Source organism: Paenibacillus sp. 05T425 (assembly GCF_056396205.1).
On sequence record NZ_JBFTLA010000014.1, the window covers coordinates 14,372 to 31,222 of the forward strand.

16 protein-coding genes are annotated in these 16,851 nt (G+C 49.9%); 11 read left to right on the forward strand and 5 right to left on the reverse strand.

Annotated elements, in window-relative coordinates:
* Positions 1–118: 118 nt before the first annotated feature.
* Positions 119–862: a phytanoyl-CoA dioxygenase family protein gene (locus AC1DF0_RS26020; protein ID WP_442052741.1), complete on the forward strand. Its 744-nt coding sequence runs from the start codon at positions 119–121 to the stop codon at positions 860–862.
* 59 nt (positions 863–921) lie between these two features.
* Here AC1DF0_RS26020 and AC1DF0_RS26025 read toward each other — a convergent pair whose 3' ends face one another.
* Positions 922–2,172: an MFS transporter gene (locus AC1DF0_RS26025; protein ID WP_477576141.1), complete on the reverse strand. Its 1,251-nt coding sequence runs from the start codon at positions 2,170–2,172 to the stop codon at positions 922–924.
* A gap of 126 nt (positions 2,173–2,298) precedes the next feature.
* Positions 2,299–3,147: an AraC family transcriptional regulator gene (locus AC1DF0_RS26030; RefSeq protein WP_477576143.1), complete on the reverse strand. Its 849-nt coding sequence runs from the start codon at positions 3,145–3,147 to the stop codon at positions 2,299–2,301.
* A gap of 248 nt (positions 3,148–3,395) precedes the next feature.
* Here AC1DF0_RS26030 and AC1DF0_RS26035 point away from each other — a divergent pair, with 248 nt between their 5' ends.
* Complete coding sequence (locus AC1DF0_RS26035; RefSeq protein ID WP_477576145.1) at positions 3,396–5,690, forward strand: beta-L-arabinofuranosidase domain-containing protein; 2,295 nt, start codon at positions 3,396–3,398, stop codon at positions 5,688–5,690.
* A 143-nt stretch (positions 5,691–5,833) separates the two neighbouring features.
* On the opposite strand, the gene AC1DF0_RS26040 is transcribed toward AC1DF0_RS26035, so the two are convergent.
* The gene (locus tag AC1DF0_RS26040) at positions 5,834–6,706 is read right to left on the reverse strand and encodes a LysR family transcriptional regulator (RefSeq protein WP_442052745.1); all 873 of its coding nucleotides are present in this window, start codon (positions 6,704–6,706) and stop codon (positions 5,834–5,836) included.
* A gap of 158 nt (positions 6,707–6,864) precedes the next feature.
* On the opposite strand from AC1DF0_RS26040, the gene AC1DF0_RS26045 reads away from it, so the two are divergent.
* Genes AC1DF0_RS26045 through AC1DF0_RS26055 form a run of 3 tightly spaced genes read left to right on the forward strand, consistent with a single transcriptional unit; the run spans position 6,865 to position 9,731 of the window.
* On the forward strand, positions 6,865–8,370 hold the full coding sequence (locus tag AC1DF0_RS26045; protein WP_477576281.1) for an MFS transporter: 1,506 nt from the start codon (positions 6,865–6,867) through the stop codon (positions 8,368–8,370).
* The gene (locus AC1DF0_RS26050) at positions 8,285–9,163 is read left to right on the forward strand and encodes an NADP-dependent oxidoreductase (protein WP_477576283.1); all 879 of its coding nucleotides are present in this window, start codon (positions 8,285–8,287) and stop codon (positions 9,161–9,163) included. The genes AC1DF0_RS26045 and AC1DF0_RS26050 overlap by 86 nt, the downstream gene beginning before the upstream one ends.
* A gap of 13 nt (positions 9,164–9,176) precedes the next feature.
* Positions 9,177–9,731 carry an NADPH-dependent FMN reductase gene (locus tag AC1DF0_RS26055; protein ID WP_442052746.1) on the forward strand — a complete coding sequence of 185 codons (555 nt, stop codon included), beginning with the start codon at positions 9,177–9,179 and terminating at the stop codon, positions 9,729–9,731.
* Between the two features lie 75 nt (positions 9,732–9,806).
* On the opposite strand, the gene AC1DF0_RS26060 is transcribed toward AC1DF0_RS26055, so the two are convergent.
* Positions 9,807–10,274: a hypothetical protein gene (locus AC1DF0_RS26060; RefSeq protein ID WP_442052747.1), complete on the reverse strand. Its 468-nt coding sequence runs from the start codon at positions 10,272–10,274 to the stop codon at positions 9,807–9,809.
* Between the two features lie 218 nt (positions 10,275–10,492).
* On the opposite strand from AC1DF0_RS26060, the gene sigK reads away from it, so the two are divergent.
* The 4 genes from sigK (at position 10,493) to AC1DF0_RS26080 (ending at position 14,446) form a co-directional block, all read left to right on the forward strand.
* Positions 10,493–11,194: an RNA polymerase sporulation sigma factor SigK gene (gene sigK / locus AC1DF0_RS26065; RefSeq protein WP_477576285.1), complete on the forward strand. Its 702-nt coding sequence runs from the start codon at positions 10,493–10,495 to the stop codon at positions 11,192–11,194.
* 474 nt (positions 11,195–11,668) lie between these two features.
* Positions 11,669–12,193, forward strand: a complete 525-nt coding sequence (locus AC1DF0_RS26070) for an ISAs1 family transposase (RefSeq protein ID WP_477576287.1) — start codon at positions 11,669–11,671, stop codon at positions 12,191–12,193.
* A gap of 463 nt (positions 12,194–12,656) precedes the next feature.
* Positions 12,657–12,821: a DALR anticodon-binding domain-containing protein gene (locus AC1DF0_RS26075; RefSeq protein WP_477576149.1), complete on the forward strand. Its 165-nt coding sequence runs from the start codon at positions 12,657–12,659 to the stop codon at positions 12,819–12,821.
* Positions 12,822–12,976: 155 nt separating this feature from the next.
* Entirely contained in the window at positions 12,977–14,446 is a 1,470-nt protein-coding gene (locus AC1DF0_RS26080; RefSeq protein WP_477576151.1) for a sensor histidine kinase, read from the forward strand.
* Between the two features lie 14 nt (positions 14,447–14,460).
* Here AC1DF0_RS26080 and AC1DF0_RS26085 read toward each other — a convergent pair whose 3' ends face one another.
* Positions 14,461–15,048, reverse strand: coding sequence for a response regulator (locus AC1DF0_RS26085; protein WP_442053160.1), 588 nt, complete (start codon positions 15,046–15,048; stop codon positions 14,461–14,463).
* A gap of 245 nt (positions 15,049–15,293) precedes the next feature.
* Here AC1DF0_RS26085 and AC1DF0_RS26090 point away from each other — a divergent pair, with 245 nt between their 5' ends.
* Entirely contained in the window at positions 15,294–15,761 is a 468-nt protein-coding gene (locus tag AC1DF0_RS26090; RefSeq protein WP_477576154.1) for a hypothetical protein, read from the forward strand.
* Complete coding sequence (locus AC1DF0_RS26095; protein ID WP_477576156.1) at positions 15,761–16,819, forward strand: phage tail sheath subtilisin-like domain-containing protein; 1,059 nt, start codon at positions 15,761–15,763, stop codon at positions 16,817–16,819. Before AC1DF0_RS26090 ends, AC1DF0_RS26095 begins: the two co-directional genes overlap by 1 nt.
* The last annotated feature ends 32 nt before the right edge of the window (positions 16,820–16,851 follow it).

A 16,851-nucleotide genomic window follows, 5' to 3' on the forward strand; every position in this document is an offset into this window, starting at 1 on the left:
GATTATCAACCACAGATACATATTAGCAAATTACAGCCATTGTTGGAACAGGTCTGTAAGCGTATGCTTTGAGTATAGTAAATGGCAATCCAATAAATAGCAAAGGGGATAAGCAAGGATGAATATTACTTTCACACCACCGCTTAAGCCGCTTACAGAGGAGCAAGTCGAATTTTTTAGAGAGCAAGGGTACTTTCTGTATAAGAAGGGAATGTCGGATGACTTGATCGATGCCTTTAACGGACACATCTACGATATTCGAAACCAGCGTCCGATGCCGGAGTGGGCGGCCTGCGACGAAGCGAAGAAATATTCGCTGCGATTGTTTAATCCGCATAAGCATGACAGCTTCTCCAGACAACTGATGAAGAACGCGATTGTGCGCGGAGCGCTTGCGCAGCTAATGGGAAAGGAAGCGGTATGCGTCCAAAGCATGTATTTCTATAAAGAGCCGGGCTCGCCGGGGCAAGCCGCGCATCAGGACTATTATTACATCAAGAATGATCCGATGACCATGATTGCGGCTTGGACAGCGATGGAGGAAGTCGTTAATATCGAGAACGGCTGCCTATGGGTGATGCCTGGAACGCACAAGCTTGGGCTGCTGCCGCACGGCGCGGTGAAAAACATCGAGGAGCATGAGCATTGGACGGAGGAAACGGAAGGCGTGGACACGTCGAGACAAATTCCGGTCGAGATGGAGAAAGGCGATATCTTGTTCTTCAGCGAATTGCTGATCCACTCCTCGAACAAGAACCGGAGCAAGGACCGCTGGCGCCGCTCGTACGTCTGCCACTATATCCGCGAGGACTCGAACGTCTTGCACCGAGAGGATCTTCGTCAGAAATTCCCGTTATATTAATTGGCTTAATAGAGAAGCCGCATGGAAGTGAAAGCTTCATGCGGCTTTTTTGGGCAAAGCTATGAGGATTTATGCAAGTACGCATGGACGACGAACACAACGAAAGATATTAGGGAAGCTGCCATGCCCAAATACAAGACGAGCGAAATGCCGGTCTGATCGTATATCGTACCGTAGATCGTTGGCGCGATCATACGGCCGGCGCTGCCGAAGCCGCCAACAATGCCCATGTAGAAAGGCGCGCTTTTGCCCGCATTTTCGGAGAAGAAGGTCGGGATGACCGGAAGGAGCAGCATCTCTCCAAGCGTACATACGATCATGCCGATCACCAAACATATATAGTTGTCATGGAATAGGGCGATGAATAAATAACCTGCCGTGCAAATAACGGAGCTTGCCACGATCTCCATGCGAAGCGAACCGGCAAGTCTCCTCTTGATCCAATTGGTAATCGGCTGCCCGGCGAATATAACGATACCGTTAGTCGTCCATAGCAGGCTGTACATCGATAGCGGGTAACCGCCGTCGCTCAGATAAGGCGCGATGCCGCTATTCCATATCATAATCGAGACGAAAAACAGCATTTGACCGATGCCCAGAAATAAATAGATACGGACATTCATCAGCTTCTTGAGCAGCGGCAGCTCTTCCTCCATTCCCGCGAAAGAGGAGCTTGCAGCCGATATTGACGTCTTCATCGCCAAGTCGTTAGCCGTGGAGCGGCGTTCGGTTTGCATGAATAAGAGAAGGAAGACGCCGAAGGCGACCGTCGACAATGCCGTAACGACATAGGTCATCGAAAAGGAGATCGCTGCGATAAGTCCTCCGACCGAAGCGCCGACGGCCAGTCCGATATTGTTCCCTACGTAGATGGCGTTATACAGCTTCCGCCGATGGTCCGGCCAGCGAAAGCCGATATAGGCGTTGATCGCCGGCGCAGCTACCCCGTTCATTAATCCGTAGATGCTGGTCATCGCCACGTATATCCAGTAATCTCTTGTAAAAACGACTAGTCCGATTAATAAACCGGAAATGACCATCGACGTTACGATTAAATTTTTCGGTCCGAATTTATGATACATCGCTCCGCCAACGAGCTGCCCGATGACGCCTGCGAGCGCTTGGAATAACAGCACCAATCCCGCATCGGCATAAGACCTGCCCAATACTTGATGCACGTACAGCGTCGTCAACGGCCATAGAATAGAGCTTCCGATCGCGTTCGCCAAGCTAGCCGCTATGAACGAGATCGCGTCCTTCGGATAGCCTCCTATTAATTTACGCCAATATGTTATTGCTAAAAATCCCACTGCGGATACCACCTTATCGCTGCTGCAACTGACTCTTGCTGTTTTTGGAAACGCAATTACGATCATACTCGTTTGCGAGTGAATTAGCCATGTTAGATCATTCCATTAATACGAGCGGGATTACAACTATCTATAGTAAAGCAACCGATTCGCCGAGGCGTTGCGGAACTCCGTCGGCGTCAGATTCGTCATTTGCTTGAACGACTTCATGAAATGCTGGCTGTCGTGGTAGCCGAGCTGCAGCGCGATTTCGTTGACCGTCTGGTTCGTGTCCGTGAGAAGGAACGAAGCGGATTCGATCTTCTGCTGCATGATGAACTGCTTGAGCGATACGCCGGCAATCGTCGAGAACAGATGCGACAAATATTTGGCGTTATAGCCGAAATGATCGGCGATCTGCGACACCTTCAACTGCTCGAACCGATTCCAAGTCATATAGTCGACGATGTCATTGTAGAGCTGAAGCTGCTTCAGCTTTTTGTTCGGCGCGTTTTTGGACAAGTAGGCTTGGTTATACAGTTCGCATAAGATGCTCGTCGTCAAATAGTTATTCAGCGTCGTATCCTGATAGCTTCGCACGGAATCTTGCAGTTGCTTCATCAGTACGACGATTTTGTCATTACTCAGCGTACCTTTGCGAGGGATGACAATGCTTCCCTCTTGTGGAACGTAGGACTCGATCTCGCAGCTGTCCGTTAAGTGGTCGTCTGCCGTAAAATGCAGCCAATAAAAACTGCAATCCGACTTCCGATAGCCAAACTGCTTGGCGCGGGGCGGCATAAGAAGAAAGTCGCCTTCCTGCAGCACATGCTGCTCCTCTTCATCGGCTATAAACAATTGCCCCTTCGTCTGAACGAACAATTCGTAATCCAACAGCAGCCTGCTCATATGCGTCCAGTCTGGCGAAGGCGAGACGAACTTGCCCGTCATCTTTAGGGCAAGCGGTTTTTCGACGTTAAGCCTATATCCGAGCATTCTGACTACACCTACCTCATCTAACCTTTTCACATGTCGAAAGGCATATTGTTAATAGGATAGCAGGCGGCTAACGCAATAACAACCCGATAAAGCATCGTTTTTTGTTGGTGCTGCGACGAGAAAGAAAATCTGACTTTTTTACACGAATTCGAACGTTTCGCCACTTATGCTAGCCGCCGTATAGCGCTAATCTGTAAATAGATTTGATAGCGCTCTATTAACGGTAGAAGAAAGGTGGAAGTAAGATGACGATACAAGAAGCGACGCTGAAACGAGGCGATTTGCTCGATTTCGGAATGGATAAGGTGGTACTGACGGGACCCTATCACGTCAACGCTTTTGCGAAAGAGCTTGAATATTTGCAGAGCTACAACATCGACCGTCTGCTTGCCGGTTTTCGGACCAATCGGGGACTTGAGCCCAAAGCCGAGATTTATCCGGGCTGGGAAAATACAGAGATTCGAGGTCATACGCTCGGACATTACTTAACGGCGTTATCGCAGGCCTACACGAATACGAAAGATCCGGTATTGCTGGAGAAGCTTGATTACTTGGCGTCCGAGCTGGCGCAATGTCAATTCGAGAGCGGGTACTTGTCGGCATTTCCCGAGACGCTGATCGACAATGTAGAGAATAAGCAGCCGGCATGGGTGCCTTGGTATACGATGCATAAGATCATCGCGGGATTGATCTCCATCTACCATGCGACAGGTTCCAAGATTGCTTTGGATACCGTCGTTCGGTTAGGCGATTGGGTGGCTTCGCGCACTTCGCGTTGGTCKGATGAATTGCGAGCGACCGTACTTGCGGTAGAATACGGCGGAATGAACGATTGTCTATATGAGCTGTACAAAATTACGGGCGACGCGAAGCATCTGGACGCGGCGCATAAGTTCGACGAACTGCCGTTGTTCGAAGCGACCGCGCAGGGCAAAGATATTCTTAGAGGCAAGCACGCAAACACAACGATTCCGAAGTTTCTCGGCGCGTTGAACCGTTTCTTGGCGGTTGGCGAGAGCGAGAGCTTCTATCTCGAGGCGGCGAAAAAGTTCTGGGATATCGTCGTATACAACCATAGCTATATGACCGGTGGCAACAGCGAGTCCGAGCACTTCGGCGAACCGAATACGCTGAACAGCAGACGTACCGATATTACTTGCGAGACATGCAACAGCTACAATATGCTGAAGCTGACCCGCGAGCTGTTCAAGCTGACCAAAGACCGGAAGTATGCGGACTTCTACGAAACGAACTATGTGAATGCGATCCTCTCCTCGCAAAATCCGGAAACGGGCATGACGATGTACTTCCAGCCGATGGCGACGGGTTATTTTAAAATATACAGCTCTCCGTTCGACCATTTCTGGTGCTGCACCGGCACGGGGATGGAGAGCTTCACGAAGCTGAACGACAGCCTCTACTTCCATAAAGGCAATGAGCTGTTCGTCAATCAATATGTAAGTTCGACGCTGCAGTGGAGCGAGCAAGGCGTACAAATTACGCAAAATTCGGGCATTCCGGAGAGCGATCAAACGACGTTTGCGGTGGCAATCGAAGACGGACAAGTGAAGCCGCTCAAGCTGAGCTTCCGCGTTCCTTACTGGGTGAGAGGCGAAGTCGCCGTGAAGCTGAATGGCGTGGCTGTATCGGCTGAAGCCGTGGGTGGCTTTATCGCTGTAGACCGAACGTGGAGTGACGGCGATACGCTTTCGCTGACGCTTCCGATGAAGCTGATCGTCTCGCGCTTGCCGGATAACCGGAATGTCGTCGGTTTCCAATATGGTCCGGTCGTACTGAGCGCAGCGCTTGGAACGGAGGATATGACGCAAGCTTCGACAGGCATTATGGTTCGCGTCCCTACTCGCCGAATGCTTGTCAAAGACTTTATTATCCCGTCTGGCATGACAGCCGAGGAATGGATTGAAGGGGCCGAGCAGCATGTCGTCCAAGAGGGCGAATCCTTGACCTTTAGGCTTCGGAATACCGATGAGGATGAGCGGCTGTTGTTCACCCCTCATTACAAGCAGCACCATGAACGTTACGGCATCTACTGGAACATCGTGGAGGAAGGCTCGGATGAGCTGAATGAGCATTTGGAGAAGGGCAGATGGGAGCAGCTCGTGAAGGATGCTACGATCGATAGCGTTCAAGTCGGCAACGATCAGTACGAGCTGCAGCATGAGATCAAGGGCGAAGAGACGTTCAGCGGCGCATGGGATGGTCAGAACGGCAGGCTGGCGCATGGCGGCGGTTGGTTCAGCTATAAGCTGAACGTTGATCCGGCCGGCGACAATGTACTGCAAGTGATGTACTTCGCGATGAACCGCGATCGCGTCATGAACATCTACGTGGACGATCAATTGTTCGTCAGCGAGAGATCCGGACCGGAATGGTGGCGTCGCGTATTCGAAACGAAGCATTACCCGATTCCGGCCGAGCTGATCGGCGGCAAGAGCCAAGCGGAGTTCAAGTTCGTGCCGGATGAGCAGGTTAACGGCATCTACGGCATGTTGCGTACGATGAAGCCAATTGTAGAATAGACGGGTATACGAGAAGACCGCGTGGAGCTTAGGCTTCATGCGGTCTTCTTAAAATATAAGAAGTATAAAATTTGCTGTTTATTCTGTTCTTATATTTCACTGCGAAACGTTAGCTGTTGCTATGAAAGGACGGCAACGGCCGTTTACGCTTGTTTTTTGAAATAACCTTCGATAAAGGCAAGAAACTTGCGCGCCGCTAGTGAAAAATAACGGTTTTCCGACCAATAGACACGGTAGCTCCGATGACATACAGGGGACTCGACCCGCAGCAGCTTAATGCCAGCTTCTTCTCCGCTTATGCAGCCGAACATCGCTACGCCTAGTCCGGCGCGAACGAGGCTGACGATAGCCGCGGGTTCGTCTACCTGGCAGACGAACTTCGGCGATATGCCGGCTTGCCTCAAGAAGGCGTCGTTGATTTTCTGCATGGCATTCCCTTCCTTGTATCCAATAAACGGATCATTGCCTATCTCGCTGAGACGTATCGTACTGCGGCCTGCGAAGCGGTGATCGCGAGGGACGGCGACATACACATCTTCCTTGAGCACGGTCGCTGAAGATAATCCAGCGAGCTCGATCGGCAATGCCGTAAATCCGATGTCTATGCTGCCCGTCTCCAGCATGCGGGCCATCTCGTCCGTCGACGTTTGCGTGATTTGAATATTGACGTCAGGATATAATGCTAGAAAAGCGCCGAGTGGATCGGATAAGCGATCCAGTGACGTCATAGCCAATCGAATGCTTCCATATTGCAGACCGCCCAAGTCAGACACTTGGCGGCGTCCCTCTTCCAGAAGCTCAAGCGCCGCATCCACCTTTTCCAGAAAGGTTCGGCCGAGCGTGTTCAGCTTGATTTGTTTGCCGATGCGATCAAATAGGGGAACGCCGATATCCTCCTCCAGCCGGGCAATCGTTTTGCTAAGCGCGGGCTGAGCGATTTGCAGCTCCTCAGCGGCTTTCGTCATATGCTCCATTCGGGCTACCTTTTGAAAATAACGCAATTGCAACATTTCCACGGTCGATCCCTCCTCTTATATACTTGATGGAATAATATATATGTTCAAAGATGTATTTTTAATTATTGATTATCGGCTATAAAATAGCATTAAGCAAGCGAAAAAGCATAAATGCTTTCCCGGGAAATAAGTCTGTGCAAGAGAAAGCAGGTGGTGAAATGGTCATACAAGCGAAGAAGGGGCAAGGGCAGCCAATCATCTACATTCTCGCCTTCACGCTGATCATATCCGTCATGAGCGCAACGATGTTCAACATCGTTTTGCCTGATATCGCCGAACGGTTTCGGCTTACGATCGCGCAAGTCAGCTGGGTGACGTCAGGTTATTTGCTGGTCTATGCAGTTGGGACCGTCATTTACGGAAAGCTGTCAGATGCGTATGGACTTCGGAGCGTGCTGACGTTTGGTCTTGTTCTGCTGGCGATTGGCTCCCTGTTTGGATTGATTGCCCAAGCCTATTGGATGGTTCTGCTGGGCCGAGTTATACAGGCAGCCGGTGCGGCGGTCATTCCGGCGGCGGCAAGCATTATACCTGTCCGCTATTATCCCGAAGAGCAGCGAGGCAAGGTTCTCGCTATTGCGATGACAGGGATGTCGATCGGCAGCGCGATCGGTCCGGTCGTTGCCGCGTTTGTAGTCAGCTCCCTCGATTGGCGGTGGCTGTTTTTCATGCCCGTCTTGACCTTACTGGCATTGCCGTACTATCGAAGATTTCTGCAAGACGAGGGCGAGAGGCAAAGCAAGCGTATCGACTGGATTGGAGGCGGCCTGCTCGTGGCAGCGGCAACCTTGCTGCTTCTTGCCATCACGTATGAAGCGTGGGTAGTGGGCGCTTTCTCTGTCGTTTTGTTCATCTTATTATGGCTTAGGGTTCGATACGGTGCTGAACCGTTTATTCCTCGGGGCTTGACCCGCAATAAAGGGTATTCGGTAGGTTTAACGATAGCCTTTCTTGCTACAAGCATCGGGTATTCGCTTTATTTTCTGACTCCGCAGCTATTAAATCAAGTTCAGCAGTTGGATACCGCAATGACGGGTTTCGTGATGGTGCCGGCAGCCGTTACGGCAGCGATATTGGGAAGAAGCGGCGGCAAGCTGGCGGACCGGAAAGGGATACCGTTTCTATTTTATTCCGCTTCGGCCATGTTGTTGATCTGCTTCGCCTTGATGTCAATATTTGCGGAACGATCACCGGTTGCTATCGCGGGTTTTCTAATCCTTGGCGTCGTCGGACAATCCTTTCTTTACATGGCTTTGTCCAATCAAATATCCCGGACGCTGGCGAAAGAGCAGATTGGCATAGGAATGGGTTTGCTGGCCATGTCGAACTTTATGGCAGGAGCGATCTCCGCGAGTCTATACGGGAAAATCGTCGATCATGGATCAGGCGTACATTGGAGTCCGATGATCATTGAACCGAAGGCATTCGTGTACAGCAATCTTTATCTTGTACTTGGTCTTTTACATGTAGGTATTTTATTGGTATACGGGTTTAGGTTTGGAAAGAGGAACAGGAACGTAAAAGGAGGAGTTAGGATGAGAGCAGCAGCGTTTCATGAATACGGGGGGGCCGGAAGTGATGAAGGTGATGGAGTTTCCGGATCCGCAAGCAGGACCTGGACAAGTGAGGGTTCGGGTGAAAGCAGCGGGCGTGCAGCATTATGATTGCAGTATCCGGAGCGGATGGACACCGCCGGGGGTAAGCGAGCAATTGCCGAAAATCCCGGGGAATGAATTCGCCGGCATTATAGATCAGGTTGGCGATGGCGTGACGGAGTTTACGGCTGGCACCGAGGTGCTAGGCTATTCACTGTTGAATTGCTATGCAGAATATGTGGTGGTGGGTGTTGACCAGCTGGTGAAGAAACCGGCTAATATGCCATGGGAAGTTGCAGGCGGCTTGACGGGTAACGGGCAAGGCGCTTATATCGCCCTTCGTGCCATCGGCGTCGGAGAAGGAGATACGGTTCTGATTCATGGCGCCGCTGGCTCGCTGGGATCTTATGCCGTACAGCTTGCGAAGCTGTGGGGAGCGAAGACGGTCATCGGAACGGCAAGCGAGAGCAACCACGACTATGTTCGCTCATTAGGGGCGATACCGGTGACTTATGGAGAGGGATTGGTCGAGAGGGTACGCGCGCTCGCTCCAGATGGCGTCGATGCGGCTTTCGATACGGCCGGCGCCGAGGGTGTGCGGGCATCTGTCGAATTAGTGGAGGATCGAAACCGAATCTGTACGTTTGTCGCATACGACATCATTGAAGAGCTCGGCATTCCGGCTGTCCGCGGCGTGCGTTCTGCAGCCAGATTAGCTGAGCTTGCCGAGCTTCATGCCAGTGGTAAGCTACGCACGACCATTCGTCAGACATTTCCGCTTGAACAAGTCCAAGCAGCGCACCGCTTAATCGAGACTAGGCATGGCGGGGGGAAAATCGTTCTTACGATGGATAACGATTGAGGAGGGGAAAGCAATGAATAAGGACAAATTGTTGAAAATCGGCATTATATTAGGCAGCACAAGGCAAGGACGGGTTAGTCCGCAAGTAGGCGAATGGGTGAAAGAGGTAGCGGGCAAACGAAGCGATGCGGAATACGAAATCGTCGATATCCGCGAATACCAGTTACCTTTTTATGGGGAAGGAAACGGGGAGGAGCCGGGTTTGAAGGCGTGGCAGCAAACAATTGATCGGCTCGACGGCTATGTCTTTATCGTTCAGGAGTATAATCATAGCATTACCGGCGCACTGAAGAACGCGCTCGACTCTGCTCGCAAGGAATGGAACGACAAGGCAGCCGGTATCGTTAGCTACGGTTCGGCCGGCGGGGCTCGCGCCGCAGAGCATTTGCGGGGAATATTGGGCGAGGTGTGCGTAGCCGATGTCCGCAACAATCCGACCTTTTCCCTTTATACAGATTTCGACCGGAACAGGGCGTTCAAACCAGCCGATGTGCATGGGAAAAACGTAAACGCCATGTTGGATCAGGTCATATCGTGGAGCGGTGCTTTGAAAAGCTTGCGTAATTAACTAGATAATAACAGGACCACTGTAAAGCGAGGGACGCCCCTTGGCTATACAGTGGTCCTTTTGGTGCGGAGAGTGTTAGTTATCCGTATATTTGACTACCCAAGATTCACGCCACTCCTGAAAGGACTTCGGCTGCAGCTCCTCCAACGTCTTCCCTTCGAGCGACCAGTAGCCGCCATCCGCCGTATCGCCATGTGGGTACGATGTTCCGCCGAAAGGCTTGCCATCGACCTCATAGACGTAAACGTCCACTTTGCCATTAGCGAGCGGGTGCTTCGTTACGATAAACTTCTCGGAGTTAATGGTTTTGCCGATATAATCGGCGGGATCAACGGACTGAAGTCCCCAATACATCATGTAGGGGAGCTGGGTCAGCTTCTCCTTGGTCAGCTCATAGCTTGACGAGGGTCCCTCGTAGGAAATAATTGTGTACCCTTTTTCTTCGATATAATCGGTGATAGCAGAACGTTCAAATGGCAATTCGTTGCCCCCAGAGCAGCCGATTAGTAGAACAAGTACTATAATCGAAATCAGAACCTTCATTGAGCTCGCCCCCGTCGTGTTGACTCTTTGTTTAAATAACGATTACTCACCGTATTAGGTTGCATGATCGTATGGTATGTTGAGGTTCTCCCCCATTAAGGTTTAACTTTACCCGTACATGCACTTCTAGGCGGTTACCCACATACAATGTACAACTGACGTTCTTGCTAGGGGAGGCAGCAGCCTCGACCTTGCCAATACAGCATGGGGGTGTACGTATTATGGGTTTGTTCGCTGCTATTGCGTTGTTCATTAAGCAGTTGTCGCTGCTTGTGTCTTATGTGAAAAATAACGCTTTTCCTCAACCGCTTCAAGAGGAAGAAGAAACAAAGCATTTGCAACTGATGGCTGAAGGAAATGCAAGGTCGCGTAACTTGCTTATCGAGCACAACCTGCGACTTGTAGCCCACATAGTAAAAAAATTCGATAACACGGGCGAGGATCTCGAGGACCTGATCTCGATCGGCACGATTGGTCTCATCAAGGCGATCGAGAGCTTCCAGACCGGCAAAGGCACGAAGCTGGCGACGTTCGCGGCACGCTGTATCGAGAACGAAATACTTATGCACTTAAGGTCACTTAAAAAGACGCGCAAGGACGTGTCACTCCATGACCCGATCGGTACGGACAAGGAAGGCAACGAAATTACGCTCATCGACATCCTCGGCACGGAAGCCGACGATGTGGCGGATAAAGTGCAGCTGAAGATCGAGAAATCAAAAATATACAAAAACCTCGATATATTGGATGACCGGGAAAAAGAGGTTGTCATTGGCCGCTTCGGGCTCATCCACGGCGGCGACGAGCGGACGCAGCGGGAGATTGCGAAGGAATTGGGTATCAGCCGCAGTTATGTGTCCCGTATTGAGAAGCGGGCGTTGATGAAGCTTTATCATGAGTTTTATAAGGCGAAGCGGTGAGTTTGTGGGTAAAATAGACTACCAACAATGAAGTGGCCCCGAAAAGTTAAAAAATATTTATATTACGCGACCTTTAGGGCATGTGTTCGGTACTGTACCGGGCTCATGCCCTTATGCGTGGCTTTTGGTAATTTTAAGTGTTAGATAACCTGTATTAATTTTACAAAATGTCGAAAGATGATCACTTCAATTGGCAAGTTTAAAATATTCAAAAAATGTCCCTTGATATCTTCCGTTACTCATCCTTATCCCTCCGAGAATGCTGTTATCGCTTAGCTTACCTCATGAGAGGGATGTTTTGGAAGCATCTTATGTCGCTGCCCGCTGTATTTTGCAAATGTTATGATTGTAAGGACAAGGATATCAAGGCAAATTCATGAAGGAACATATTGAGAGGATCAAACAAATATTAGTTCCTTCTTCTCATACTGCTTCGGAATGTAGAATGGGCAAGAGGTCCAACACTATTTCGCTCTGGCGGAACAAGCCGGGACATTAAGTGACGTCGAAGGAGAGGCGATCCACATGCATAGTACCCTTGAAAAAGGGCATGGGCGCCTGGAGAGACGCACCTATTGGTATACAACAGATTTGGAAGGGATCATCGATGCAAAAGCCGACTGGGCCAAATTGATGGGGATTGGCATGGTGAAACGCGAGGCCACGATGATTGCGAACCTTACTCAAACAACGACAGAAACGGCTTGTTTCAACGGAAGCGTAGACAACGTGGCCGACTTTGCTCGGGCAGCAAGGAAACATTGGGGTATCGAAAGCATGCATTGGAGCCTGGATGTTACATTTGGAGACGACCACAATAAAACCCTCGACAAGGCAGCAGCCCATAATCTAGCGATTGTAAAACGAATAGCCTTCAATGTGCTAAAAAACGAAACGAAAATCAAGCCCAAAATGAGTAAGCCTAATAAAAGAATCGTTGCAGCTATGGATCTGGAATATCGAGATCATTTGATCAGCCAAGCATTTAATCAAATGTGACGTTCAAATGAGGGGTTTAACTTTTCTAATTATGGGCATTATTGGGTTCATGAATTCGCCGTGGGTATTCATATGATTCGTATTTTTTTACTTGTGTTTTGTTGCGTTCTTTTAAGTTTAGGAGTTGCATGTGAAAGAAAAACTAAAGAGGAACGTCAAGCCTGGGAGGATGTTAAAAAAGCCTACAAAGAAGTTAAAAGACTTGAGAAGGAGTATAACCCGAACGGTACACCGAATMCTCTCGAGAGTAAGCTTGAGTGCTGGCCAAGTAGGGGAGTATGTACAGAATATAGATAACCGACACTTGTGCAAACGACACACTGGAATACTCTCGATCAAGAAATTCTTTTTCAGGGATTATCATACTATTATGAAAGCCGCATTACATGCAATTTTTGTTGTTGATTGAAGGAATACATATAATACGGGGGATTAAAATGCGTCAAGCATAATTTGCCACTATGTGCATGAACTGGCGACGCTGTTCAACAATTTTTATGCGGCGTGTCCGATTCTGAAGGCCGAAGACGGACCGCAGCAGCTGCGCCTCTGGCTGACCATGAAGTTTAAGGAAACGCTAGACGATGCGCTGTCCGTCATCGGGCTGCCCGCTCCTTCCCGGATGTAGCCGCTGCATATTATGAACGGATTGCCGTTGGGCGAACGCATGCCGTTGTCACCTTCTTTCTGAGGAATAAGACGTTCCAAAGTAAAGGAATAACGGTTGGGCTCAGGGAATAGATAAGAGGGAGCAGGTAATCCAAGCTTAAAGGGGTCAGAATAGTGAAGTTTCTGTATATCTTGATGTTTCTCTCCATGTGGTCGCTGGGGATATTTTTCTTATTCCGTCGCACGACCTCGAACTTTTGGATCGCGCAAACCTTTCTTGTAGGAGGGATGGCCAGCTACACGTTCAGCATGCATTTGACCATAATGCCTTATTTCGTAGATGCTGCTTGGCTGCCTGAGCTGTTAAGCCGATTGCTCTATTTAACTACTGTGGTCGCTATGAACTTGTACTTCTATGTATTGCCTTATGTATTCTGCATGAGCGGACTATTGCTGAATGAGAAAATATCGCTTGCATGGAAACGGGGATGGACCATTCTATTGTTCGTTGGGATGGCTGTGTTGTTTGGCGATCATTTGATTAACGAGCCGTGGAACACATTCGAGCTTCATTTATTCCGGTTATGGGACGGTTTGTTTGTCGCTTTCGGCTGTGTGTTCTATATGCTTGCTTATGTGCGTGAGCGCAAGGGTGCGCGCGGCAATAGCCAGAGAAGGACATTAGTTCTTCCTGTCGTGATGCTCTGGGCTTATGTATCCGATTACATGGGAATGGATTATTTGCAATTGGGCTGGTGGACATTCGAGCTGCGCAGCAATGGGGTGTGGCAGGCGAATGTAGTCATCATATTTGCTTTGTTTGCCGCAATGCTGTTTTTCTCCATCCGTTACGGCATATTCGGCCTCAAGCTGCGAATTGAACGGGAACGGCTTGATTACTCTATCCGAACGCTGACGATGGGAGTTACGATACTGAACCATTCGATTAAGAATGAGATCCAGAAAGTCGATTATTTGGCGGAGAAAAGCGTACAGCTTCTGGCTTCAGGCAAACAGGAGCATGCTGTGCAAACGATTAGCCAGATTCATGGCTTAACCTCGCATTTGCTCCATATGGTGAATCGTATTAAAGAAAAAGCGGAAGATATTGAACTGGATGTAAGCACACTGGAAATAAGAGAGCTGATTGAAGCAGTAACAGCTTCTTCTCGTCCGCTAACAGAGAGCAGAGCGGTTCGACTAACGACTTCGTATGAAACGTATGGAAAGCTTATTGGCGATGAGGTGCATCTAAAGGAAACGCTGTCGAATCTGATTCGCAATGCGCTGGACTCCATATCGGGCGAGGGCGGAGAAATCAGACTGCACACCTCGTATGCGAGGCGGGAGCTGCGGATTGACGTGATCGACAATGGCGCAGGAATTACGCCTGAGGATTTGTCCCGAATTTTCGAGCCCTTCTACACGACGAAAAAAAACGCCTTGAATTACGGTTTAGGGTTATCCTATTGCCGCGGCGTGATGGCTAAGCATGGAGGCAAGCTTACGGTCGCTGCCAGCGAGCTGGGGAAGGGAACGACATTCCGGCTGCATTTTCCACGCCATAAATTTAAACCGTCAGAACGTATTCAAGTTGCTGAGCTTAATGAACTCAAAGAATCGAATCATGAGCAGACAGCTTGATACAAGTTGCCGAACTAATCCATTTTGAAATTGGTTAGCTTATTCTTAATGCTGCGCAATTGCGATTTAATCGTGTTGGTTGACTTGTGCAGCCGTTCCGAAATTTCACGCTTGCTGAGCCCATTCTGACGGAGATCGAAAACTTCACGCTCCGTTGACGACAGCTTCATAAGCTGAACCTCATTGCGCATGGCGCGGGCAGCGTCAGGATGAATGGAAGCCCGGCCGCAGGTAGCCTCGCGAATGGCCAGCAATATATCCTGATAGCTGGATTTGTTAATATAATTCATTGCGCCAAGCCGGAAGGAACGCAAGATGACTTCAGACTCGGTGATTGAGGTTAGCATTATGACGATGGCAGACCTTGTGCGTTCATCACGCAAAATTTGCTCTGCCGCATCCAGACCGTCAAGATTGTTGCCGGTGAGATTGATATCCATCAGGATGACATCCGGCAATTCTTGAATGGCAAGCGCTACAGCCTCTTCTTTGGTTGCTGCAACTCCGACCATTTGAATGTCTGGCTCGACGGCGAGGTCCATCCCTATATGGCTCCGCCAGAACGGATCATCATCCACCAGCATGACACGGATTGACTCCATACAATTCCTCCGAATCTATCATCAGTAAGATTGGTTTTATTATAACAAATAGATATGCCGCGCGAGAAGGATGAACTGTTTTCACCCCCCCGGGTGAAGAAAGTTCATCCTTTTCGCTGTTTGCCGCTAAGCCTATAATCCGAAATGTCAACTGATCAAATGTTAGAAGCGAGGGATCAAATGTTCAATGGGTGCCCAACAAGCAAATGAACAATGGTTCACACGGATGGCAGGTGAGTGCAAGGATGTTTGTATCTGGGGAAATCGTAAGGCTAGCGGAGCTGTTACTTGAAATTTTTCCAGCCGCAACGGTTCATCGCTATCAGGAGCCGGAAGCGCCGGCGAGCGGAGAGTTTACTGTAAGCTTCAAGCAAGAAACGCGGCGCAATGAAACGAGAAGCTACACGGCAATAGAACGGCAGTTCGAGATTATCACGTATGCGGAGACTGCGGAAACCGTAGTGTTATGGATGGAAGCAGTCAGCAGGTATGTGATGAACGAGCGCCCAAGAGCCGTTAGCGGCGAGCCTGTATGGAATGAACGTGTAGAGTCGATCAGCTTGAATGCTCCGATTAAACTCGAAAGCGGGTTGCGGGCATGCAGCGCCGTACTAACGGTGCGCTCGCGCGAGCCGATTGTGTTCGAGCAGCTGGAGAAGATGGAGAAGGTTGAAATGCGTACAACAATTCGATTGAAGGGTGGCATTAATTAATGGGCGGTACATGGGATCCAATCAGCCTGCCGGTGCGTCCGGGGCTGTACATCAATTTCGTAGAAGCAGCGGCGGCACAAATAAAAGGCGGCGCAAGAGGGGTAGTGGCATTGCCGTTATTCGAGTATGAGGGTACGGCGATTGCAGGACAGTTTTATACGGTTGAAAAGGAGATTGAGGCCATTCAGCTGTTTGGCGCAGATGCAGTCGAGCCAATCTCGCTGGTGCTGCAAGGCGGAGCGAAGGAGGTACTGGTGTATACCGTACCGGCGATTGCCGGCGATACCGTATCTGCTGCGGAATATGCTGGCATTCGCGACGCTTTCAGCACGAGACAATTTAACGTATTTGTTTATCCGGAGCTGCTGTCGGCGGATGAACGTTCGGCTGCGCAGCTTTGGTGCAAGGACAACCGCGAGGACGAGGGCAAGCATTTCATCACAGTATTTGGCGGAAGCCTAACGGATGATTCGTCGATTGACACCGGCAATCAGCGCAGCGTTGATCTGGCCGACGATTATGTCGTGAATTTGGTTACGGGTGCTGTCATCAATGGAGGAACGTACAGCTCCGCAAGTTATGCGCCGTATATTGCCGGCTTGATCGCGGGGACAGCGATCAATAAGTCGATTACCTACAGCCCGGTTCGGGCGAATGACGTGAATAAACGATTGAAGAACAGCGAGATCAACCGCTCGCTTCAGCAAGGCTCGCTTGTGCTTGTGCATGACGGCGAGAAGGTAAAGGTAGAGCAAGGGCTGGCTACCAGCGGCCGCAAAATCCGCGCCATCCGCGCCCGTCAAGCGATTGCGACCGATATTCCGAAAGCGGCTGCCGAGTCCTATATCGGCAAGCTGGACAATAATGCAGACGGTCAAGCGGCGCTGATCGCAGCAGTGAAGGCTTATCTTGAGCGGCTTGAGCTGAACAATGTGCTGACTGACATTGCGGTTACGCTTGATCCGGAACGGAAGTCCGAAGGCGATACCGTGTACTTGCTGATTGGCTTCACCGAGATCGACAGCATGGAGCGGATTCTGTTAACGATTAGAGTTTAACGGAGATTCGATTTTAACTAAATTTAGGAGGG

Bases quoted from the DNA above. Each gene is read 5' to 3' on its own strand.
- AC1DF0_RS26020 (WP_442052741.1), top strand. From the start codon at position 119: ATGAATATTACTTTCACACCACCGCTTAAGCCGCTTACAGAGGAGCAA.
- AC1DF0_RS26055 (WP_442052746.1), top strand. From the start codon at position 9,177: ATGAATAAGGACAAATTGTTGAAAATCGGCATTATATTAGGCAGCACA.
- AC1DF0_RS26060 (WP_442052747.1), bottom strand. From the start codon at position 10,274: ATGAAGGTTCTGATTTCGATTATAGTACTTGTTCTACTAATCGGCTGC.
- AC1DF0_RS26090 (WP_477576154.1), top strand. From the start codon at position 15,294: ATGTTTGTATCTGGGGAAATCGTAAGGCTAGCGGAGCTGTTACTTGAA.
- AC1DF0_RS26050 (WP_477576283.1), top strand. From the start codon at position 8,285: ATGAAGGTGATGGAGTTTCCGGATCCGCAAGCAGGACCTGGACAAGTG.
- AC1DF0_RS26030 (WP_477576143.1), bottom strand. From the start codon at position 3,147: ATGCTCGGATATAGGCTTAACGTCGAAAAACCGCTTGCCCTAAAGATG.
- AC1DF0_RS26045 (WP_477576281.1), top strand. From the start codon at position 6,865: ATGGTCATACAAGCGAAGAAGGGGCAAGGGCAGCCAATCATCTACATT.
- AC1DF0_RS26095 (WP_477576156.1), top strand. From the start codon at position 15,761: ATGGGCGGTACATGGGATCCAATCAGCCTGCCGGTGCGTCCGGGGCTG.
- AC1DF0_RS26085 (WP_442053160.1), bottom strand. From the start codon at position 15,048: ATGGAGTCAATCCGTGTCATGCTGGTGGATGATGATCCGTTCTGGCGG.